Raw genomic sequence first — 22,176 nt, 5'->3', positions numbered from 1 at the left:
AGCGAAAGCAAATGAAATTTTCACATGCATGGATTGAGAAAAACCCCTGGCTGCTGATCGCCCTGGTCACGGTGGTGATCAGCATCGGCGGCGCCGTCGAGATCGTCCCCCTGTTCTTCCAGAAGAGCACGACGGAGCCCGTCGCCGGCCTGAAGCCGTATTCGCCGCTGCGCCTGGCGGGCCGCGACATCTACGTGCGCGAAGGCTGCTACAACTGCCATTCGCAGATGGTGCGTCCGCTGCGCGCGGAAACGGAACGCTATGGCCACTATTCGGTCGCCGGCGAGTTCGTCTACGACCGTCCGTTCCAGTGGGGTTCCAAGCGCACGGGGCCGGACCTGGCCCGCGTGGGCGCCCGCTACAGCGACGAATGGCACCGCACGCACTTGAACAACCCGCGCGACGTGGTGCCCGAGTCGAACATGCCGGCCTACCCATGGCTGGCGAAGACCAAGCTGGTGCCTGACGACATCATGCCGAAGATGCGCGCCCTGAAACGCCTGGGCCAGCCGTACAGCGACGAAGAGATCGCCGCCGGCCCCGCGCAGCTGCAGGACAAGACGGAAGAAGACGCCCTGGTCGCCTATCTGCAAGGCCTCGGTACATTAATCAAAACAAGGAATTAGCATGGCAATCGAAAACCTGTTTGACAGCGCCAGCAGCGTCATGACGGTGGTTTCCTTTATGACATTCGTGGGCATCCTGTGGTGGACGTTCAGCCGCAGCAATGGCGACTTCGACGCGGCGGCACGCCTGCCGTTCGCCGACGAGGCGCTCGACTATCCGGCCGATGCCGCGCCGGCACAAGGGGAGCGCAACCATGGCTGACTTTACCAATGGCTTCTGGAATATCTACATCGTCGTGCTGTCCCTGCTGGGCATCATCGGCTGCGGCGTGCTGCTGTACTCGCAGTCGAAAGTGAAAGTGGCCGCCGGCGCCCCCGCCGACGGCACCACGGGCCACGTGTGGGACGAGGACTTGAAGGAACTCAATACGCCGATGCCGCGCTGGTGGATGTGGCTGTTCTACATCACCATCGTCTTCGCGCTGGCCTACCTGTTCCTGTACCCGGGCCTGGGCACCTACGCCGGCAGCCTGGGCTGGAAATCGACGGGCCAGTACGAGGAAGAGCTGAAGAAGGCGGAAGCCGACTACGGCCCCCTGTTCAACAAGTACCTGAGCCAGGACTTGAAGACGGTGGCCGCCGATCCGCAGGCGCAAGCCATCGGCCAGCGTCTGTTCCTGACCTACTGCGCGCAGTGCCACGGTTCGGATGCCCGCGGCAACAAGGGCTTCCCCAACCTGACGGACAAGGACTGGCTGTATGGCGGTGATCCCGACATCATCAAGACCACCATCATGCATGGCCGCAATGGGCAGATGCCGCCGATGGGCGCCGCGCTCGGTTCCGAAAAAGATGTCGAGAACGTGGCCCATTACGTGCTGAGTCTGTCCGGTTCCACGTCGGACCCCGTCAAGTCCGTGCTGGGCAAGGCCAAGTTCGGCGCCTGCATGGCCTGTCACGGCGCCGATGCAAAGGGCAACCAGATGCTCGGCGCGCCTAACCTGACGGACAAGATCTGGCTGTACGGCGGCAGCGCCGATACCATCATGGAAACCGTGCGCAAGGGTCGCAACAACACCATGCCGGCCTTCAGCGACTTCCTCGGCGAATCCAAGGTACACGTGCTGTCGGCGTATGTCTGGAGCCTGTCGAATCCCCAGACGCCCGTGAAATGATGTAATGGAACCTCAAGTCATCAAGATGTATGCGGCCCGCGAGCAAATCTACCCTCGCGAGGCCAAAGGACGCTACGCTACCTGGCGATGGGTATGCGTATGGCTTACCCAGCTCGCGTTCTACGGCTTGCCGTGGTTGACCTGGAATGGCAGGCAAGCCCTGCTGTTCGATTTGACCACGCGCAAGTTCTACATTTTCGGCGTCGTGCTGTGGCCCCAGGATTTCATCTATCTGGCGGCCCTGCTGATCATCTGTGCGTATTTGTTATTCCTCGTCACGGCCATTGCCGGGCGGGTGTGGTGCGGGTTTTCTTGCCCGCAAACGGTATACACGGAAATCTTCCTGTGGGTCGAACGCCGCATCGAGGGCACGCGCAGCGCGCGCATGGCCCTCGACAAGCAGGGCCCCTCCGTGCGCAAGGCGTTCAAGAAGACGGCCAAGCACCTGGTATGGGGCGCCATCGCCCTGTGGACGGGCTTTACCTTTGTCGGCTACTTCACGCCGATCAAGGAACTGGCGCGCGAGGTGACCACCCTCAATTTCGGTCCCTGGGAATGGTTCTGGGTCTTGTTCTACAGCCTGGCAACCTACGGCAACGCGGGCTGGCTGCGCGAGCAGGTGTGCAAATACATGTGCCCCTACGCGCGCTTCCAGAGCGCCATGTTCGACCAGGACACGCTGATCATCACCTACGATGCCAAGCGCGGCGAACCACGCGGCGCCATGAGCAAGAAGGCCGGCAACAACGACAAGCTGGGCGACTGCATCGATTGCACCCTGTGCGTGCAGGTGTGTCCGACCGGTATCGATATCCGCAACGGTCTGCAGTATGAATGCATCGGCTGCGCCGCCTGCGTCGATGCCTGCAATACGGTGATGGACAAGGTCGAGCGGCCGCGTGGCCTGATACGCTACAGCACCGACCATGCGATGGAAAACAACTTCAATTCGAAGCAGATCCGCCAGCGCGCCATGCGCCCGCGCGTGCTGATCTACACGTCCATCCTGGCCCTGATCATCATCGCCGTGTGTACGTCGCTGGCCCTGCGCACGCCCCTGAAGATGGACGTGATCCGCGACCGCGGTTCGATGGGACGCGAAGTGGAAGACGGCATGATCGAAAACGTCTACCGCCTGCAGATCATGAACACGTCCGAGCAAAGCCAGCATTTCAAAATCAGCGCATCCGGCTTGCCGGGTCTGACCTTGCTGACGCGCGACGAAGTGACCTTGCAGCCGACGGAAACGCTGGGCTGGCCGATCCGCCTGCGCGTGCCGCACGGCGTCGGCGAGAAGGGCTCGAACAAGATTGCGATCGAATTGCACTCGCTGGACGACCCGTCGCTGCATGTGCGCGAAAGCGCGGTGTTCATCGTGCCGCGGTGATGTTGATTTGGGGTCGGCCCCTCCGGGTCCGACCCCGTTATTTCGCCGTAGGGGTATCATCAATCATGCGTTAGGGTCACTTGATTTTCAACCCGGAAGCAAAAGCTGGGGGCGGACCCAAAGGGTCCGCCCCCAAGGAGAACACAATGTCCGACAGTCTGAAACTGCAACCTCCCGTTGCCCCGTGGTACAAACACCGCTGGCCATGGCTGCTGATGATCGGTCCCGGCCTGTCCGTGGTCGTCGGCAGCTTCATGGGCTATATCGCGTTTACGCAGCCCGATGCGCTGGTGGTGGGCGACTATTACAAGCAGGGCAAGGCGATCAACCAGGATTTGAAGCGCGACACGATCGCCAGCGACCTGGCCATGGATACGACCCTGTCGTATGACGTCGCTGCAGCGCGCCTGAGCGGCTCCGTGCACAGCTTCGGCAAGGCGTACCAGGGGCCTTTGCAGCTGCACCTGGCGCATGCGACCCTGCCGGAAAAGGATATCAAGCTGCTGGTGCAGCCCGATGCGGCCGGCAATTTTTCCGTGGCGCTGCCGATGCTCGAGCGCAGCCGCTGGCAAGTGCTGGTGGAAAACGACAAACGCGAGTGGCGCCTGTCCGGCATCTGGACCTGGCCCGTGCAACGCAGCATCGCGCTGCACGCGGATGAAGAGCTATAACGTACAGCGCCGGGAAAAAACCGTAGCGAGCGGCAGTGATTTGTGGCTGAGAAGCACAGCTGTGCTATAGCACAGCGAGCATCGCAGGCCGCAAAGCACGACGCGCAGTAGGTTTTGACGGTGCTGTTACTTGCAGACGTCGGTACCGGCCGTAATGGCTTTCAGCTTGGCCGGCTGCAAGATCTCGATCTCGCGGTTGGAGACGCGCAGCCAGCCTTCCTTCTTGAATTTCGACAATAAACGGCTGACGCTTTCGATGGTCAGGCCCAGGTAGTTGCCGATTTCCTCGCGCGACATGCGCAACTGAAATTTGCTGGCCGAATAGCCGCGCGCTTCATAGCGCGACGCCAGGTTGACGATAAAGGCGGCAAAACGCTGCGTCGCCTGCATGTTGCCCAGCAACAGCATGACACTTTGCTCGCGCGTGATTTCCTGGCTCATCATGCGGTGGAAATGGCGCAGCAGGGTCGGCATATTACCCAGCAATTGTTCCAGGCTGGAAAACGGGATTTCACACACTTCGCTGTCTTCCAGCGCCACCGCATTACAGTGGTGGCGGTCGGCGCTGATGGCGTCCATGCCCAGCAGTTCGCCCGCCATCTGGAAACCCGTCACCTGCTCTTCGCCGCCCGGATTGATCTGGTAGGTCTTGAAGTGGCCCAGACGGATCGCATACAGGTTCTGGAACGAGTCGCCGATGCGGAACAGCGAAGCGCCGCGCACGATCTTGCGGCGGCGGCCGATGATCTGGTCCAGTCTGTCCATGTCGCCCACGTCGAGGCCCATCGGCAGACACAATTGATGCATGCTGCAGGTCGAGCATCGCGCACGCAACGCTTCCACGGTCACTGTGGGCGAGGTTGGAGTGAGTAGCGCTTCAGTCATGTCGGTACCTTTTAGAAAATGCAACAACAAGTTTACTGCATACAGGGTTGCCGTGTGCCAATTTCACCGCAATTTCGCTGAATAAACGACGTTCCGACTTTAATTATATGGCAACATCGTCAAAAGCCCATGCGGAGAGGGCAATTTGCGTGGCGGCGCTTGCCAAGCTGGGGTATTGATAGGAAAATTCCTGACAGCATTATCTGCCGCCTGTGCCGCCCGGTACTGAAAAGGAAATCATGAAGCCTCTCGGCATCAAAGCAAAAGTCGCGCTGGCCACCAGCCTGACCTCGATCGCCATGATCGCGCTGGTCACCATGATCCAGGTGCAGCACATGCGCGACGATTTCACCAAGGTACTGTTGAGCCAGCAGTCGTCCCTGATCAGCCGCACCGCCGCCGAGCTCGACGACAAGCTGGGCATGCTGCTGCAGATCGTCACCCTGACGGCCCGGCAGCAGCCGCCAGAACTGATCACCCAGCCCGCCCAATTGCGCGAATACTATTCGCGCCGCTCGATGCTGGTGCTGTTCGACGACGTGCTGGTGCTCGACGCGCACGGCGCCGTCGTGGCCGACATGCCGGAAGTGGCGGGGCGCGCCGGCATCAACGTCGCCGAGCGCGAGTATTTCCAGACCGTGCTGCGCACGCGCCAGCCCATGATCACCGAGCCGATGCTGGGCAAATCGAGCGGCATGCCCATCGTGCAGATGGTCGCGCCCGTGCTGGGCGCCGATGGCCAGGTGGCCGGCGTGGTGATCGGCGTGCTGCGCCTGTACAAGGATAACCTGCTGGGGAGGTTGCGCTCGGAAAAGATCGGCAAGAGCGGCTATTACTTCGTCCTCACGCGCGGCGCCGTGCCGCGCTATGTGCTGCATCCCGACACCAGCCGTTTGCTGCAGCCGCGCCTGCCGAACGCCAACCTGACGACCACCCGGCTGCTGAAGGACGATGGCGAAGGCACCATGGTCAGCACCAACAGCCGCGGCATCACGGCCGTCAACAGCTTCAAGCGCCTGAAATCCGTAAATTGGCTGCTGGCCGCCTCGCTGCCCCTCGACGACGCCTTCGAACCGTTCGACGGCGTGCTGTACCGGTTGGTGCTGTGGAGCATCCTCGCCTCGCTGCTGGCCGCAGCCGTGCTGGGCTGGGTCACCGTGCGCCTGCTCTCGCCCCTGGTGCGCCTGCGCGACACCCTGCAGGCGCTGCGCACCAGCGGCAGCCGTTTCACTCCCGTGCCCGTGCAGCAGCGCGACGAGATCGGCGAGCTGACGGAAGCATTCAACGGCCTGATGAGCGAGCGCGACCGCTTGCAGCAGGAGCTCGAATCGCGCGCGGCGGAGCTGGAACAGGAGCGCGACCGGGCCGAGGCGGCCAACCGCGCGAAGAGCGATTTCGTGGCCAACATGAGCCATGAAATCCGCACGCCCCTCAATGCCGTGCTGGGCATGGTGTATTTGCTGGGCAATACCAAGCTCGATACGGAACAGCGCAAGTATCTGACCATGGTGCGCGTGGCGGGCCAGTCGCTGCTGGGCATCCTCAACGACGTGCTCGATTATTCGAAGATCGAGGCACGCCGCATGGAATTGTCGCCCGTCGAATTCGACCTCGACGAGGTCATGAACACGCTGGCCACGACGATGACGATGAACGCGGGCGAAAAGGAGCTGGAACTGGCGATTGCCGTCGAGCCCGACGTGCCGCGCCGCCTCATGGGCGACGCCCAGCGGCTGCAGCAAATTCTCGTCAACCTGGCCGGCAACGCCATCAAGTTTACCGAGAGCGGCGAAGTGGTGGTGGCCGTCAGCCTGGCAGAGAAAGACAAGGGCCGCGCCTGGCTGCGCTTCGAAGTGCGCGACACGGGCATCGGCATGACGGAGTTGCAGCAACAGCAGCTGTTTGCCGCGTTTTCGCAGGGCGACCAGAGCATCACGCGGCGCTTCGGCGGCACGGGCCTGGGCTTGGCCATCAGCAAACAGCTGATCCACATGATGGGCGGCGACATCGCCGTCGCCAGCAGCGAAGGCAAAGGCAGCCGCTTCTGGTTCAGCGTGCCGTTCGAGATGCTGGCGCAGCCGGCCGAAACGCGGCGCACGCCCACCCTGGGCCAGCTGCGCCTGCTGGTGGCCGACGACAACCGCACCACGCGCGAACTGATCGTCAAGCTGATCGAGGCGTGGGGCTGGCTGGCCGACGAAGTGGACTCCGGCTTTGCCGCTATCGAACTGTACCGTGAGCGCCTGGCGCAGCAGCAGCCGTACGACGTGGTGCTGGCCGACTGGCACATGCCCGTGATGGACGGCCTGGCCACGGCCAAGGCCATCCGCCAGGCAGCCAGCGGCCAGCGCCAGCCCATCGTGGTGATGGTCAACGCCTTCGCCCGCAACCACCTCGAGGAAATCTCCAGCGCGGCCGAGGCCGACGTCGTGCTGATGAAGCCCATCACGGGCTCGAGCCTGTTCGACGCCCTGCACCAGGCGCTGATTACCAAGCACGACGGCGGCGAGCAGCGCATGCTGCAGCAGCCGCTGGGCACGGAACTGGCCGGCGTGCATTTCCTGCTGGTGGAAGACAACCATTTGAACCAGGCCGTGGCGCGCGGCATCCTCGAACACATGGGCGCCACCCTCGACGTGGTGGGCGACGGCCTGCAAGCCGTGGAACGGCTGCGCACGGAAGCGCTGCGCTACGACATCGTGCTGATGGACATGCAGATGCCCGTCATGGACGGCTTCAGCGCCACCCACATCATCCGCACGGAACTACGCTTGAGCCTGCCCGTGATCGCCATGACGGCCGGCGTGCTGGCGTCCGAGCGCGAGCGCTGCATGACGGCCGGCATCAGCGATTTCATCGCCAAGCCCGTGGTGGTGGAAGAGATGATGGAAGTCATCCTGCGCCACCTGCCCAAGCGCCCGCCAGTGCAGACGGCGGGGCCGGCGCCCGTCGCCGATGAGGAAGTGTTTTCCATGGCGCCGCTGATGCGCGTGATGGGGCGCGACGCGAAGGGGCGCGGCGTGCTGCGGCGCATGGTGGAAGACGCGCTGAACAAGGGCATGACGCCCATGCGCGATGCCGAAACAGCCTTGCAGGCAGGCCGCCACAGCGACGTGGCGCGCATCCTGCACAGCGTGCGCGGCTCCGTCGGCACCCTGGGCACGAAACGCCTGATCCGCACCGCGTTCGCCACCGAGGAAGCCATCGATGCGGGCCGCCTCGACGAGGTGCCAGCGCTGCTGGCGCAGACGGCGCAGGAACTGGAGCAGGCGCTGGCGGCGGCGGCCGATTGGTTGTCCAGGCTGAAGGATTAAGCCTGCAACGTAAAACTGGGGTCAGGCCCCGGAACCTTGTCGGCTTACGCGCTTGCGCGCTAATCCGACCTACCCCATTTACGCCGGCACGCCCAGGATCACGCTGGACGCCTTGAAAATCGCCGTCACACTGCTGCCGATCTCGATGCCCAGCTCGGTGCTGCTCTGGTTGGTGATGATGGCGGCGATCGTGCCGCCACGGGGCAAGTCCAGCACCACTTCCGTGTTCACGGCGCCCGTCTGCACGCGCGTCACCAGCCCGGCCAGCTGGTTGCGTGCGGAAAAGCGCGCGCCTGCGCTGTCGGCCACGAGGATGATCGACGATGCCTTGATCAGCGCAAACGCTTCCGCGCCCGGCACCAGGCCCAGGCTGGCGCTACTGCCTTGCGTGACGATGGCCACGATGTGCTGGCCACCGGGCAATTCCAGCGTGACTTCGTCGTTGACGGCGCCCTGTTTCAGTTCGGCCACCTTGCCCAGGAATTGGTTGCGTGCCGTGGTTTTCATGGCCATTCTCCGTATGAGTAAAAGATCGTCGGCGATGCCTTCGGCCTGGCTGCCCAGCTGGCGCAGGTAGCGCGCATGCTCGCGCTCGATGATGCGGAAATTGTCGACCAGCTGGCGTCCCCGTTGCGTCAGCCGCGTGCCGCCGCCGCCCTTGCCGCCCGTCAGGCGTTCGACCAGCGGCTCGCCGGCCAGGTTGTTCATCGCGTCGATCGCGTCCCAGGCCGCCTTGTAGCTCATCTTGACGAGCTTGGCCGCCTGCGTGATGGAGCCGCACTCGGCGATGGCGCCCAGCAATTCCACCCGGCCGGCGCCACCCAGGTGCTCGCCTCCCACCGTCATCCATACCGAGCCTTGCAGGCCGATTTCCGCTGCCGCTGATTTATCCAATGCGTTCACCCAATGCCATGTGTTCTTCCCTGTTATCGATCTGTCCGTCGCGCAAGTACAGCACATGCTCGCCCAGGATGCGCGCATCTTCCGGATCATGAGTGATCAGGATCATGGGCACGTCCAGGCGCTGCTGCCACTGGCTCAGTTCCAGGCGCATTTTGACACGCAGGGCCGGATCGAGGGCGGCGAACGGCTCGTCGAGCAGCAGCGCGTTCGGCTCGGCCACGAGCGCCCTCGCCAGCGCCACCCTTTGGCGCTGGCCTCCGGACAACTCGTCGGGAAACTGGTGCGCCAGTTCCTGCAAGTGGAAGGCATCGAGCCAATGCTCGACCGTCTGCAATTTTTCGCGCGCACGCGGATTGAACCAGCCGCGCGCCAGGCCGAAGCCCACGTTCTGGCGCACCGTCAGGTGCGGGAACAGCGCGTAATCCTGGAACAGGTAGGCGACATTGCGCTGCTGCGGCGGCAAGTTGATGCCGGCGGCCGAGTCGAACAGGGTACGCCCGTTCAGGCGGATATGGCCCGCATCCGGTGTAAACAGTCCGGCAATGGCTTTGAGGGTCATGCTCTTGCCGGCGCCGGACGGGCCATACATGGCGATGCGCTGGCTGCCGGAGGTGCATTGCACGTGCAGGTCGAAACGGCGTTTGCCGGAGCGCAAGGTAGCGCGAATGTCGAGGTCGAGTTGCATGGGCGTCATCATAGGCCTCATTTGTGCGCGACGCGCCCGGGCGCCAGGCGGCCAGCCGACAGCAGCACCACGATGCAAACTAGCGAGATAATCACGACCAGCGTATTGGCCACCTCATCCTGACCCGCCTGCACGGCTTCATACACGGCCACCGACAGGGTCTGCGTCTTGCCGGGAATGCTGCCGGCCACCATCAGGGTGGCGCCGAATTCGCCGAGCGCGCGCACGAAGCCCAGCAGCACGCCGGCCAGGATGCCGCGCCAGGCCAGCGGCAAGGTGACGCGAAAGAAAATCGCCAGCTCCGAAATGCCCAGCACGCGGGCCGCCTGCTCCAGCTGGCCGTCAACCGCTTCGAAGGCGGCGCGCGCGGGCTTGAAGACGAGGGGAAAGGCGACCACCGTGGAAGCGATCACGGCGCCCTGCCACGTAAAGATCAGGTTGATGCCGAAGTTGTCCTGCAGCCAGATGCCCAAGGTGCCGCGCCGGCCCAGCAGCACCAGCAGGTAATAGCCGAGCACGGTGGGCGGCATCACCATTGGCAGGGTCAGCAGGGCGTCGAGCAGCTCGCGCCCGGGAAAACGCGTGCGCGCCAGCAGATAGCCCGTACCGATGCCGAACAGCAAATTGAGCGCCGTGGCCCAGGCCGCTACTTTCAGCGACAGGGCCAGCGCGGTCCAGGCGATATCCATGCGGGCGCGGTGGCGTTAGGGTTTCTTGAAGCCGTACTTGGCCAGGATGGCTTGCGCCGGCGCCGTCTGCAAATAGCTGACGAAGCGCTTCGCTTCGGCGGCATTGCCGCTGCCCTTGATGGTGGCGATCGGGTACAGCACGGGCGCGTCGAGCGGCACGTCCAGCACCACGTTCACCTTGTCTTTCATGATGGCCGCGTCGGTGGCGTAGACAAAGCCCGCATCGACTTCGCCGCGCGCCACATAGTCGAGCGACTGGCGCACGTTCTGCGTGCCGAGGGCTTTCGGCTGCACGGCTTCCCACAGCTTCGCCTTCTTCAGCGCGCCTTCCGAATAGCGGCCGACGGGCACGCTGGCCGGGTTGGCGATGGCCACGCGGGTCACGCCCTTGTGCGTCAGGTCGGCCAAAGCTTTGATGCCCAGCTTGCTATCGTGCGGCACGATCAGCACCAGGCTGTTGCCGACGAAGTCCATGCGGTCGGCCGGCAATACCAGGCCCTGCTTTTGCGCCGCATCCATGGTTTCCTGGTCGGCAGAGGCAAACACGTCGACGGGCGCGCCCTTGACGATCTGCTGCAGCAGCACGCCCGAGGCGGCAAAGTTCAGGGACACCTTGCTGCCCGGATACTGCGCCTCGTAGCTTTGCGCCGCATCCTTGAACGCGTTCGTCAGGCTGGCCGCGGCCGACACGACCACTTCGCCGGCAAGGGCGGAGGTAGCGGCAGTGGCGAGCAGGGTGACGCCAAGCAGGCGGGCGAGGGAGGTGAGGCGCAAGGTGAGGCACATGAGCGTATCCTGAATGAGAAGAGAACCAGGCCCGTAATATACACCGATATATAGCGTTCTGCCATTGCACAGATCAAGCCGGTACCAGGCCGATTCCCTGATATACTGTATATAAACACAGTATATCGAGGTGCACCATGGAATTGACGGACAAGCTGGAAATCCTGGCCGACGCGGCCAAGTACGACGCTTCCTGCGCCAGCAGCGGCGCGCCGAAGCGCGATTCCATCGGCAAGGACGGTTTTGGCGCCACCTCGGGCATGGGGATTTGCCACAGCTACACGCCGGACGGGCGCTGCGTCTCGCTGCTGAAGATACTGTTGACCAATTACTGCCTGTACGATTGCCAGTACTGCGTCAACCGCCGTACCTCGAACGTGCCGCGCGCGCGCTTTACGGTGGCCGAAGTGGTGAAACTGACCAGCGACTTTTACCTGCGCAACTACATCGACGGCCTGTTCCTCAGTTCCGGCATCATCCAGTCGGCCGACTACACGATGGAGCAACTGGTGCAGGTGGCGCGCGAATTGCGCGAAGTACACCAGTTCCGCGGCTACATCCACCTGAAAACCATCCCCGACGCCGATCCGGCCCTGGTCGCGCAGGCGGGCCGCTATGCCGACAGGCTCAGCGTCAACATCGAATTGCCGACCCAGGACAGCGTGCAGAAGCTGGCGCCGGAAAAGAGCGTGCACACGATCAAGCTGGCCATGGGCGCCATCCGCCGCAAGCTTGATGAAAAGGCGGAAGAACCGCGCTCGCCGCGCTTCGCGCCGGCCGGGCAAAGCACGCAGATGATCGTTGGCGCCGACGCCAGCGACGACCAGCAGATCCTCGCCACGGCCGAGACCCTGTACGGCAGCTATAAACTCAAGCGCGTGTACTACTCGGCCTTCAGCCCCATCCCCGACAGCCCGAAAAGCGTGCCGCTGGCGCCGCCGCCGATGCTGCGCGAACACCGGCTGTACCAGGCCGATTTCTTGCTGCGTAGCTATGGTTTCCAGGCCAGCGAACTGCTGCCCGCCAGCGGCGGCAACCTGGCGCTCGACATCGATCCGAAACTGGCGTGGGCGCTGGCGCACCGCGAACATTTTCCGCTGGACTTGAACCGCGCGGCGCAGCACATGATCGCGCGCGTGCCCGGCATCGGCCTGCGTAACGCGCAGCGCATCGTCGACCTGCGCCGTTTGCGGCAAGTGCGCTATGCCGACCTGTCGCGCCTGCGCTGCAGCATGAAAAAGATTGCCCCGTTCATCATCACGGCCGATTACTTTCCCGCACGCGACACCACCGCCTCGGAACAATTGCGCCGCGCCATGGCAGACGCACCGCAGCAATTGAACTTATGGCCGGAGCTGCAGGCAGCATGAGTACGTTCGTGCGGCTGGCGCAATCGTTCGACGCGTGGCGCGCGGCGGCGCGCGAACTGATCGCGCGCGGCGTGCCGCCTGCCGACGTGGCCTGGCAATCGCAGCCCGGCGACGGCGACCTGTTTTCCTCCACGCCAGAGGCCACGGATACCGGCGCGCCACCGCTGCGCCTGCCCCGCCAGCTGGTGGAACTGCTGGAGAGCGCCGCCTGTTTCAACGTGCATGACCGCTGGGCCTTCCTGTATCAGGTGCTGTGGCGCTGGCAGCAGGGCCAGCACGACGTGGTGTCCCCGGCCGACGCGGACGGCGCGCGCCTGCACGCCATGGTCAAGGCCGTGCACCGCGAGGAGCACGACATGCATGCGTATGTGCGCTTCCGCGAGCGGGCCGAAAGTGACGGCGCGCCCCGTTTTGTCGCCTGGTTCGAGCCCACGCACGAAGTGCTGCCGCAGGTGGCGCGCCACTTCGCGCGCCGCATGGGAAAGGCCAGCTGGATGATCGCCACGCCCGGCGCCAGCATGCTGTGGGATGGCGCCACCTTGCACGCGGGACCGGCCCTGCTGCGTGGCGCGGCAGACATCGACGATGCAGGCGAAGCGCTATGGCTGACGTACTACCGCAGCATCTTCAACCCCGCGCGCGTGAATGCCGACTTGCTGCACAGCCATATTCCCTCGCGCTTCTGGAAAAATTTACCCGAAGGCGCCATCGTGCCCACCATGCTGAGCGGCGCGGCCAACGGCGAGCGGCGCACGGGCCAAACCGCCAGCGTGGGACAGCGGCAGGGCGCCGCCATGATCCCGATCAGCGCAGAGCGGGCCCAGCCGATGCGCGAGGTAGCAACTAGCCTGGACCAGTGCCGCCGCTGCGCGCTGTGGCAGCACGCCACGCAAGCGGTGCCCGGCACAGGCCCGCACACCGCCCGCATCATGCTCGTCGGTGAACAACCGGGCGACCAGGAAGACCTGGCCGGACTGCCGTTCGTCGGCCCGGCCGGTGCGCTGCTGGACCAGGCCATGCGGGAAGCGGGCCTGGCGCGCGACAGCATTTATCTGACCAATGCCGTCAAGCATTTCAAGTGGGAACCGCGCGGCAAGCGCCGCCTGCACAAGACGCCTGCGCAGCGCGAAATCCTCGCCTGTCATGGCTGGCTGGAAGAAGAGATTGAACGTGGCAAACCACAGGTGATCGTGGCGCTGGGCAGCACGGCATTGAAATCCGTGCTGCAAGATGGCGCGGCCAGCATGACGCCGCTGATCGGCACGCCCATCGAACACGACGGGCGCTGGGTGGTGACCGTGTATCACCCGTCATATGTGCTGCGCGCACGGGACGAAGAGAGCCGGCGCCAGGCCTACGCGGTGATTGTCGATGGCTTGCGGCAGGCGCTGCGGCTACTGCACGAGCCGCATCACGGCGTCGCCGCCGGCACTTCCTGCGCCTCATCGCGCCGCGCATAGCGCTGCGCAATCACGGCGCAGATCATCAATTGAATCTGGTGGAACAGCATCAGCGGCAAAATCACCATGCCCAGCGAGTGCGTGGCGAACAAGACCTTGGCCATCGGTACGCCGCTGGCCAGGCTTTTCTTGGAACCGCAGAAAACGATGGCGATTTCATCTTCCTTGCTAAAGCCCAGGCGGCGGCTGATGAACGTCATCAGGCCCAGGACCAGGGCCAGCAGCACGATGCTGAACACGCCCAGGGCGACCAGGGTTTCCACCGAGATCGTGTGCCACAGGCCTTCGCTGACGGCTTCGCTGAAGGCCGTGTAGACCACCAGCAAAATGGAACCCTGGTCGACGAATTTCAGCATGGCCTTGTGGCGGTCGACCCAGCGGCCTATCCAGCGGCGCAGGAACTGGCCGGCCAGGAAGGGCAGCAGCAATTGCATGACAATCGATAAAACGGCGTCGACCGACGACTTGCTTTCCGCGCCCTTGGCCACCAACAGGCCCACCAGGATGGGGGCAAGAAAAATGCCGATGAAATTCGAGGCCGAAGCGCTGCAGATGGCGGCCGGCACATTGCCGCGCGCCATGGCCGTCAGCGCGATCGACGATTGCACGGTCGACGGCAAGGCGCACAGGAACAAAATGCCCACGTACAGCTCGGGCGTGAGGAAGGTCAGCGCCAGCGGCCGCAGGGCCAGGCCCAGCAGGGGGAACAAAATAAACGTGCTGGCCAGCACCAGCAAATGCAGGCGCCAGTGCATGATGCCGGCCACCACAGCTTCGCGCGACAGCTTGGCGCCATGCAGGAAGAACAGGGCGCCGATGGCGACGGTGGTGATATTGCCGAAGACCACGGCCGTCTGGCCCGTGCAGGGCAGGAAGCTGGCCAGCGCCACGGTGACGAGCAGGGCGATGGTGAAGTTGTCGGGTTTCAGATTGCGCAGCAGGGCGGCGGAAGAAAAAGAAGACATGCGGTGGCCTGGTAGCGGCCCAGCCTTGCAACACTGCGCCATGGATGACAAAAAGCGCCGGAATCGGCGCCAGTGCTGGCTATTCTAACCCTATCGCCAGACTACCTGCCTGGAAGCAAGCGTGGCTTGTGGACACAATGGCACAAAAAAAATGCCCTGTCCGCAGACAGGGCAACCCGGAGTAAAGTACAGCGCGAGGGATTAACCGGCGGCTTTGACTTTCAGCTCGTTCTTGATTTCTTTCACGCCGCTCACGGAAGCGACGATCTGCACGACGCGGTCACCCGCTTCGGCGCTCGGTACATCGCCCGACAGGACGACCACACCTTGCTGGGTTGCTACCTTGACTGGCAGGGCAGCGGCTTGCGCATCGGCGCTCAGGGCGGCCTTGGCCGAGGAAGTGATGGTTTCATCAGGGACGGCAGCGGCGGCGTTGGCGGCCACGACGGTGTCAGCAGGAGCTTGTGCTTTTGGGGCGGAGTCAGCTGCATGCGAAGCGGTGATCGAGGCGCCCGACAGTACGATAGCGGCGACCAGGGTATTGAACAGTTTCGATGTTTGCATGGTAGTTCCTCTCAATGAAGTTAAAAGCTTCTTACTTGGATAAAGCAACACTTTGAAGCGTCACATCTACCCATACAGCAAGCACCGTGCCAGATTTTAAATTTCATTCAAAATCAACGACTTACATGCAAACTCGATTTTTCCAGCCCGTTTCCGCCGGATCCGGCCCGAAAAACGGGGCTTTTTGTCGCCTGTCAGCGACAGAATGTGGCAACAATATCAATGTTTCAGGCTAAGCCGCTGATTTTTAACGCTTTATTTTTGTCGCTAATCAGCGACAGGGTCGCCGTCGGCCCGGAACAGGGCCGGCGTCAGCTCGTATTTCTGCAGTAAACGGTAGAACTCCGTACGGTTGCGGTCAGCCAGGCGGGCCGCGTCGGCCACGTTGCCGTCCGTCAGGCGCAGCAACTGGATCAGGTAGTCGCGCTCGAAGCGCTGCTTGGCTTCGTTATAGCTGAGCGCTTCGAGCGACGGCACGCGCAAGGCCCGTTGCACCAGCGACAAGGGCACCAGCGGCGCCGTGGCCAGCGCGCACACTTGCTCGACGACATTGACCAGTTGGCGTACGTTGCCCGGCCATGGCGCGGCCACCAGCGCCGTGAGGGCGTCGGGCGCGAAGCCGTTCAGGGTTTTTTGGTACTTGGCGGCCAGTTTCTGCAGGAAATGGTTTGCCAGCAAGGCGATGTCTTCGCGGCGCTCGGCCAGCGGCGGCAAGGTCAAGGTCACGACGTTGAGGCGGTAATACAGGTCTTCGCGGAATTGCCCTTCCGCCATGGCCACATCGAGGTCGCGGTGCGTGGCGGACAATAAGCGCACGTCGACGGGCCGCGTCTGGTCGGCGCCCACGGGCCGCACGGCCCGCTCCTGCAGCACGCGCAGCAATTTGACTTGCAGCGGCAGCGGCATGTCGCCGATCTCGTCCAGAAACAGGGTGCCGCCATCGGCCGCCTGAAATAAACCTTCGCGGTTGCCCACGGCGCCCGTAAACGAGCCTTTCACGTGGCCGAACAGTTCCGATTCCAGCAGTTGTTCGGGAATCGCGCCGCAGTTGACGGCGATGAACGGCGCCTTGGCGCGGCGGCTGGCGTTGTGCAGCGCGCGCGCCAGCAATTCCTTGCCCGTGCCGCTGGGGCCGCGGATCAGGATGCTGGCGTCGGAACCGGCCACCAGCTTGGCTTCGGCCAGCAGCTCGGCCATCTGCGCACTGCGGCTGATCAGTTCGGCACGCCAGCTTTCATCGCCGGACGCGGGCGCCGGCATGACGGTGGACAAGTTGATGGCGTACGCCACCTTTTCCATCAGCAACTTTCCGTCGAACGGCTTCGTCAGGTAGGCAAACGCGCCACGCGCCGTCGCATCGACGGCATCGGGAATGGTGCCGTGCGCCGTGAGCAAAATGACGGGCAGGGCCGCGTGCTGACGGCGGATTTCATCGAACAGGGCCAGGCCGTCGCGGCCCGGCAATTGCACATCGGTAATAACCAGGGCCGGCAATTCCACGGCCAGGCGCGCCAGCGCCGCTTCCGCGCTGCCCACGGCCGTCACGCGGTAGTTGCCCGCCTTCAAGCGGATGGTCAGCAAACGCAGCAGGTCGGGATCGTCGTCGACCAATAAAATGTGGGCGTGCTCGCTCATTTCGCCGCTCCCGCGGCAGGGCGCACGGACAGGCTGCGCTCGATGTTTTTCAGTGCTTCCAGCTTTTCATTGAGCAAGTCGTTGCGGCGCTGCGCGTCGCGCAACTGCGTGTTGAGCTTGTCGATGCTCTCTTCCTGGCGGCGCAGTTCCGCGTACTGGCTGCCGAGCAATTGCGCCAGCGGCGCCAGCAGCTGCGCATCCTTGCCCGTGGCCGTGGCCAGCGGTTCCAGCAACGCTTGCGCGCGGGCCAGGTCGCCGGGGCCGCGCACGGTCGCCTGCAGCATGGCGCGGCGGATCGTGTTGTGCGGCGCGTGGTCGGCCTTGGCCTGGTCCAGCTGCGCTTTCGCCAGTTCCGACGGCGTCATCAGGCGCAAGGCGCTTTGATACGCGAGCAGTTCGGCCAGCTGGGGGTCGGCCACGACCACCACGCGCGGCGGCGTCTGTACCAGCACGGGCGTCTGGGTGGGGGGCTTGGCGGCGCAAGCACCCAACAGCAGTGCACAGGCGGCCATGCCGGCCAGGGAAGTTCTCGTCATCATAAGGGCAGTTCTATCCGAAAATGCGCGCCAGCCTGGCGCGGTAAAAGAGTGACGCTGCCGTCGTGGGCGGCGATATATTCGCGCACGATGGACAGGCCAATGCCATTGCCGTTGCGCGCGCCGGCCGCCTGGCGCACTCCCTGGTAAAACGGTTCAAAAATGCGCGCGGCATCCTCGGGCGCCACGCCGGCGCCCTCGTCGATGCAATCGATGCGCACGCGGCCGCCTTCGCAAGACAGGGTGAAACGCACGGTGCCGCCCTCCGGGCTGAAACGCACGGCATTCGACAGCAAATTCGCCAGGGCGGTGGCCAGCTTGTCGCGGTCGGCCTGCACGATCAGGGACTCGCCCTGCACCTCGACCGTCAAACGGCGCGCCAGCCATTGCAGGCGCTGCGCGGCCACCACATCTTGCAGCAAGACCAGCAAGTCGACCTTGCTGTGCGCCAGATGCTGGGCGTCAAAAGCGGCGGTATTGTAGCGCAGCAAGTCTTCGATCTGGGTTTGCAGCGATGCCGTGTTTTGCTGCAGGATGCCGGCGATTTCGCGCTGGCCATCGCTGAGCTTGCCGGCCACCTCGTCTTCCAGCAAGGCCACGCCTTCGCGCAGGGCCGCCAGCGGCGTTTTCAGCTCATGCGAGATGTGGCGCAAAAAACGTTCCTTGTCGGCATCGAGGTCCGCCAGGCGCTGGCGCAGCCAGTCCAGCTGCTGGCCCAGGCGGCGCGTGTCGGCCGGGCCGCCGACGACGATGGGCTGGTCATAGCGCTTCTCGCCCAGGCGCTCGATGGCCGTCTCGATGCGGCGCAGCGGGCGCGAGAGTAAAAAACCGAAACAGGTGGCCAGCACGGCCGCCAGCAGCACGGCGCCGCCCACCAGCAGGCCCAGCAGGCGGCGCTGGCGCTCCAGCTCGGCCAGCAGCGCGTCATTGCGGCTGCCGATTTCCGTCTTGCTTTCGCGCGCCAGGCTGTCATTGATCTGCGTCATGCGGGCAAACGCGCGGTACACGACGGCGTGGCCATCGCGCTTGCGGCGTTTTCCAGCTTGCAAGACTTCCCACGCCGATTGCGCCTGCACCGTCCACTCGTCGGCCAGCTGGGGAGCGAACTCGGGCGTGGCGCGGTTCAGCACTTGCAGCGCCGCCGTCGCTTCCTCGCGGGCCGCCGCGTAGCGCTCGCGGAACACGGGATCGTCGAGCACAAGGAACTGGCGCGCGCTGCGCTCCATGGCCAGGGTGCGCTCGGACAGGCGCTGCGACTGTTCCGTCAGCGCAATCGCCTGCGCCGCCGTCTCGCGCCCCAGCCGGGCCAGGTGCTCCAGGGTCAGCAGGGCTTGCACGGAGGTGGCCGTCAAGATACCCGTCGTCAAAATGAAGGCGGCAAATAACAGTTGGCGAAAGGAAAGTCGGGACAAGGTAGGCGCCTTCGGTTCAGTCTGGAGTGCAAAAGGCGCATGGTACGCTAAGCCCCCATCCCGGGGCGCCACCTGTCCAAAAATAGTTTATTTTGCAACATTGTTGCTTTTCCGGCGAACAAGCAAGGCCCGGCGGCGGCGCACGAATACTCCTAGTACAATAGGGAAAAACTTCACGCAGGCATCAAAGTAGCCCACGGCCCTGGCATTGCGCCACTTTGCCCCCACATGTGATGCAGCCCCACCGACACTCCGAATCACCTACCGAAGAGATCCCATACCGCATGAGCACATTTGAAAAAGTCAGCAGCAACTTCATTCCAGTCTTGCAGGCAACCATCGAGCAATATGTCGAGCCAGCAACGGGCATGCGCCATATCCACATGCATACCGAGCAGGCTGAGATGGTGTTCCTGGTGGCCTTTCCCACTGTGCCGGAAGTGAGCGACGGACGCGCCCACATCCTCGAACACCTGGCCCTGTGCGGTTCGTCGCGCTACCCGGTGCGCGACCCGTTCTTCTCGATGCTGCGCCGCTCGACGGCCACCTTCATGAATGCGATGACCTATCCGGACCGCACCGTGTATCCGTTCGCCAGCACCGACCGCAAGGATTTCTTCAACCTGCTCGACGTGTACCTGGACGCCGCCTTCTTCCCCAACCTCGATTACCTGAATTTCCGCCAGGAAGGCTGGCGCCATGCCTTCGAAGGCGACAAGCTCGTGTACCAGGGCATCGTCTTCAATGAAATGAAGGGCGCCTTCAACAGCCCCATGCGTGCGCTCGACAGCGGCATCGCCAGCGCCTTGCTCAAGGGCACGACGTATGAAGTGGAATCGGGCGGCGATCCGCTGAATATCCCCGAGCTGACGCATGACATGCTGAAAGAATTCCACGCCAGCCATTATCACCCTTCGCAAGCCGTGATCATGACCGCCGGCAATATCGAAGCGTCGGCCGTGCAGGAGCAGGTCGCCGAGCGCGTGCTGTCCAAGCTCAGCGGCTTTAGCCCGCGCCGCCTGCCGCAGCTGGCGCCCGCGTGGACGGCACCGCAGGAAAACATCGTCAAGATTCCGTCGCAGGAAGCGCGCGACGATGAATTCGGCCTGCAATTTGCCTGGCTGATGGGCGAGTCGAGCGACCCCATCGCCTACTACCACGCGCATTTGCTGTCGCATGGCTTGCTGGGCGAATCGTCGGCGCCCGTCATGCGCGCCATGGAATCGGCCGGCTATGGCCGCCCATCGGACATGAATGGCCGCGACGCGGGCATCCGCCAGATGGTGTTCCACATCGGCATGGAAGGTTTAACCAAAGAACAGATCGCCGACGCGCACCAGCGCATCTGGGCCGCGCTGGAAGAAACGGCGGAAGAGGGCATACCCGCCGCCGTGCTGCACGCGGCCTTGCGCGACATCAAATACAGCCAGCGCGAAATCAGCAGCGGCCGCATGCCTTACGGCCTGGGCCGTTTGCTGCACGCCTTGCCGCTGGCCATGTACGACGGCAACGTGATGGACGCCTTCGACAATGCGGCCATCCTGGAAACGTTGGAGCAGCAGATCGACGACCCGGCCTTCTTCAAGCAGCTGGTACGCGAGCTGATCGCCAACCCGACCCGTTTGACGACGCACGTGGTGCCCGATGCCGCCTATTTCACGGACCGCGCCGCGCAGGAAGACGCCAAACTGGCGGCCCTGCAGGCAAAGCTGACGGATGCCGAGCGCGAACACATCGTGGCCGAGTCCGCCGCGCTGGAAGCGCATCAGCAACTGCCGTCGAATTCGGAAGTGCTGCCGCGCATCCGCCCGGGCGACGTCAGCGCCGCGCCGCGCCCGGCCCTGCCGATTCCACCGGCCGTCGATGGCGCCGTGGCCTTCAGCATTGCCTCGAACGGCATCAGCTATGCCAATGTGCTGTACGACGTATCGGGCTTGCCGGAAGCGTCGTGGCCCTGGCTGCGCCTGTACACGGACCTGGCGCCGGAACTGGGCGTGGGCGACATGTCGTTCGATGACGCCAGCGCCTGGCGCCAGAGCATGGTGCCGTCGTTCCACATCGGCCTGGAAGCCATCCCGCGCCCGCAGCAAGCGATGCGCGTGGAATTGTCGTTCTCGGCCAGCGGCTTGCGCGAAGAACACGCGGCGATCGCCGCCGTGCTGTCGGCCTGGATCGCCAAGCCACGCTTCGATGAAGAAGAGCGCCTGGCCTTCCTGATCGAAAGCCTGGTGCAGGACAAACTCTCCAGCCTGGCCGAATCGGGCAACCGCTACGCCATGCTGGCGTCGGCGGCCCCGCTGTCGCCAACGCGCCGCTTCGACGACATCGTCGGCGGCCCGGCAGCTTTGCCGTTCTACCGCCGTTTGCAGCAGTTGAGCAAGACGTCGGCAGGCTTGCAGGAAATCGCGCGCGAACTCGACACCCTGCATGCGCACATCATCGCCCAGCAGCCGACCGTGCTGTGCGCGGGCCTGGAGCAGGATGGCATCACGCTGGCACGTCTGCTCGAGTTGCCAGCGGCCAGCAAAGATGCGGCCGCGCCAGCCGTTGCCGCCGCTCCGGCTGCCTTGCCACTGGCCAACACGGCCCTGCATGCGACGAGCCAGATCAACCATTGCTTCGTTTCCTGGGCCGTGCCCGGCGTGCACAATCCGGACGCTGCGGCCCTGGCCGTCGCTGCCGAGCTGATGACCAACCAGGTGCTGCATACGGCCCTGCGCGAAAAAGGCGGCGCGTATGGCGGCAGCGCCAGCTACGCGGCCGGCGCCGGCACGTTCACGCTGAGCTCCTACCGCGATCCGCGCCTGGCCGGCACGTTCGCCGACTTCGGCACGACGCTCGACCAGATCCTCGACGGCGATTTCTCGCAAGAGCAGGTGGAAGAAGCGATCATCTGCGTCATCAAGGGCCTCGACAAGCCGCACTCGCCGTACGCGGAAGCGCTGACGGCGTGGAACATGCAGCAGCGGGGCACGACGGAAGCTGTGCGCCAGCAGTTCCGTACCGGCGTGCTCAATTGCACGCTGGCGCAGATCAAGGACGTCACGCGCACCTGGCTGAAAAACGGCCAGCAAAGCCGCGCCGCGTTTGCGGGCAATACGACGCAAGACCTGGCCGGCCTGGACGTGGTCGATTTGCTGGCGCTGGCTTCCTAAGCTGGCCGCAGACGTCGG

At 64.0% G+C, this 22,176-nt stretch carries 19 protein-coding genes; 9 read left to right on the top strand and 10 right to left on the bottom strand.

Annotated elements, in window-relative coordinates:
- Positions 1-11 precede the first annotated feature (11 nt).
- The 5 genes from ccoO (at position 12) to AC1RBA_RS14335 (ending at position 3,799) form a co-directional block, all read left to right on the top strand.
- Positions 12-626, top strand: a complete 615-nt coding sequence (ccoO, locus tag AC1RBA_RS14355) for a cytochrome-c oxidase, cbb3-type subunit II (RefSeq protein ID WP_070223252.1) — start codon at positions 12-14, stop codon at positions 624-626.
- A 1-nt stretch (position 627) separates the two neighbouring features.
- A complete protein-coding gene (locus AC1RBA_RS14350; protein WP_070223255.1) occupies positions 628-828 on the top strand; it encodes a cbb3-type cytochrome oxidase subunit 3 in 201 nt (66 codons plus the stop codon).
- A complete protein-coding gene (gene ccoP / locus AC1RBA_RS14345) occupies positions 821-1,741 on the top strand; it encodes a cytochrome-c oxidase, cbb3-type subunit III (protein ID WP_046681778.1) in 921 nt (306 codons plus the stop codon). Before AC1RBA_RS14350 ends, ccoP begins: the two co-directional genes overlap by 8 nt.
- Before the next feature lie 4 nt (positions 1,742-1,745).
- Positions 1,746-3,128, top strand: a complete 1,383-nt coding sequence (gene ccoG, locus AC1RBA_RS14340; protein ID WP_121670761.1) for a cytochrome c oxidase accessory protein CcoG — start codon at positions 1,746-1,748, stop codon at positions 3,126-3,128.
- 146 nt (positions 3,129-3,274) lie between these two features.
- Positions 3,275-3,799, top strand: coding sequence for a FixH family protein (locus AC1RBA_RS14335; protein ID WP_070223257.1), 525 nt, complete (start codon positions 3,275-3,277; stop codon positions 3,797-3,799).
- Positions 3,800-3,925: 126 nt separating this feature from the next.
- On the opposite strand, the gene fnr is transcribed toward AC1RBA_RS14335, so the two are convergent.
- Positions 3,926-4,684 carry a fumarate/nitrate reduction transcriptional regulator Fnr gene (gene fnr, locus AC1RBA_RS14330; RefSeq protein ID WP_070223259.1) on the bottom strand — a complete coding sequence of 253 codons (759 nt, stop codon included), beginning with the start codon at positions 4,682-4,684 and terminating at the stop codon, positions 3,926-3,928.
- 239 nt (positions 4,685-4,923) lie between these two features.
- Here fnr and AC1RBA_RS14325 point away from each other — a divergent pair, with 239 nt between their 5' ends.
- On the top strand, positions 4,924-7,998 hold the full coding sequence (locus tag AC1RBA_RS14325) for a response regulator (RefSeq protein ID WP_492418741.1): 3,075 nt from the start codon (positions 4,924-4,926) through the stop codon (positions 7,996-7,998).
- 78 nt (positions 7,999-8,076) lie between these two features.
- On the opposite strand, the gene AC1RBA_RS14320 is transcribed toward AC1RBA_RS14325, so the two are convergent.
- From AC1RBA_RS14320 to modA, 4 genes are read right to left on the bottom strand one after another with little or no spacing between them, the layout of a single operon-like run.
- Positions 8,077-8,844, bottom strand: a complete 768-nt coding sequence (locus AC1RBA_RS14320) for a TOBE domain-containing protein (protein ID WP_070223263.1) — start codon at positions 8,842-8,844, stop codon at positions 8,077-8,079.
- A 40-nt stretch (positions 8,845-8,884) separates the two neighbouring features.
- Positions 8,885-9,595, bottom strand: coding sequence for a sulfate/molybdate ABC transporter ATP-binding protein (locus AC1RBA_RS14315; RefSeq protein WP_217494205.1), 711 nt, complete (start codon positions 9,593-9,595; stop codon positions 8,885-8,887).
- Between the two features lie 8 nt (positions 9,596-9,603).
- Positions 9,604-10,275 carry a molybdate ABC transporter permease subunit gene (gene modB / locus AC1RBA_RS14310; RefSeq protein WP_099408209.1) on the bottom strand — a complete coding sequence of 224 codons (672 nt, stop codon included), beginning with the start codon at positions 10,273-10,275 and terminating at the stop codon, positions 9,604-9,606.
- Between the two features lie 15 nt (positions 10,276-10,290).
- Positions 10,291-11,061 (bottom strand): molybdate ABC transporter substrate-binding protein, encoded by a 771-nt coding sequence (gene modA, locus AC1RBA_RS14305; RefSeq protein WP_492418739.1) that lies wholly within the window; start codon positions 11,059-11,061, stop codon positions 10,291-10,293.
- Between the two features lie 137 nt (positions 11,062-11,198).
- Here modA and AC1RBA_RS14300 point away from each other — a divergent pair, with 137 nt between their 5' ends.
- Positions 11,199-12,431: a putative DNA modification/repair radical SAM protein gene (locus tag AC1RBA_RS14300; protein WP_492402500.1), complete on the top strand. Its 1,233-nt coding sequence runs from the start codon at positions 11,199-11,201 to the stop codon at positions 12,429-12,431.
- Complete coding sequence (locus AC1RBA_RS14295; protein WP_492418738.1) at positions 12,428-13,891, top strand: UdgX family uracil-DNA binding protein; 1,464 nt, start codon at positions 12,428-12,430, stop codon at positions 13,889-13,891. Before AC1RBA_RS14300 ends, AC1RBA_RS14295 begins: the two co-directional genes overlap by 4 nt.
- Here AC1RBA_RS14295 and AC1RBA_RS14290 read toward each other — a convergent pair.
- The 5 genes from AC1RBA_RS14290 to AC1RBA_RS14270 form a co-directional block, all read right to left on the bottom strand.
- Complete coding sequence (locus AC1RBA_RS14290) at positions 13,843-14,856, bottom strand: bile acid:sodium symporter family protein (RefSeq protein ID WP_070312682.1); 1,014 nt, start codon at positions 14,854-14,856, stop codon at positions 13,843-13,845. The genes AC1RBA_RS14295 and AC1RBA_RS14290 overlap by 49 nt on opposite strands.
- Positions 14,857-15,057: 201 nt before the next feature.
- Positions 15,058-15,420: a BON domain-containing protein gene (locus tag AC1RBA_RS14285; protein WP_034752546.1), complete on the bottom strand. Its 363-nt coding sequence runs from the start codon at positions 15,418-15,420 to the stop codon at positions 15,058-15,060.
- Between the two features lie 267 nt (positions 15,421-15,687).
- Entirely contained in the window at positions 15,688-17,055 is a 1,368-nt protein-coding gene (locus AC1RBA_RS14280) for a sigma 54-interacting transcriptional regulator (protein WP_121670765.1), read from the bottom strand.
- Positions 17,052-17,594: a hypothetical protein gene (locus AC1RBA_RS14275; RefSeq protein ID WP_492418737.1), complete on the bottom strand. Its 543-nt coding sequence runs from the start codon at positions 17,592-17,594 to the stop codon at positions 17,052-17,054. Before AC1RBA_RS14275 ends, AC1RBA_RS14280 begins: the two co-directional genes overlap by 4 nt.
- Entirely contained in the window at positions 17,591-19,003 is a 1,413-nt protein-coding gene (locus AC1RBA_RS14270) for a HAMP domain-containing sensor histidine kinase (RefSeq protein WP_492418736.1), read from the bottom strand. Before AC1RBA_RS14270 ends, AC1RBA_RS14275 begins: the two co-directional genes overlap by 4 nt.
- A gap of 284 nt (positions 19,004-19,287) precedes the next feature.
- Between AC1RBA_RS14270 and AC1RBA_RS14265 the strand changes: the two genes are divergently transcribed.
- On the top strand, positions 19,288-22,158 hold the full coding sequence (locus tag AC1RBA_RS14265) for an insulinase family protein (RefSeq protein ID WP_492418735.1): 2,871 nt from the start codon (positions 19,288-19,290) through the stop codon (positions 22,156-22,158).
- Positions 22,159-22,176: the final 18 nt, after the last annotated feature.

Source organism: Janthinobacterium sp. GW823-FHT03B06 (genome assembly GCF_058796955.1).
Note: the sequence above shows the minus strand (reverse complement) of the source record. Positions and strands in the feature narration are given on the sequence as shown.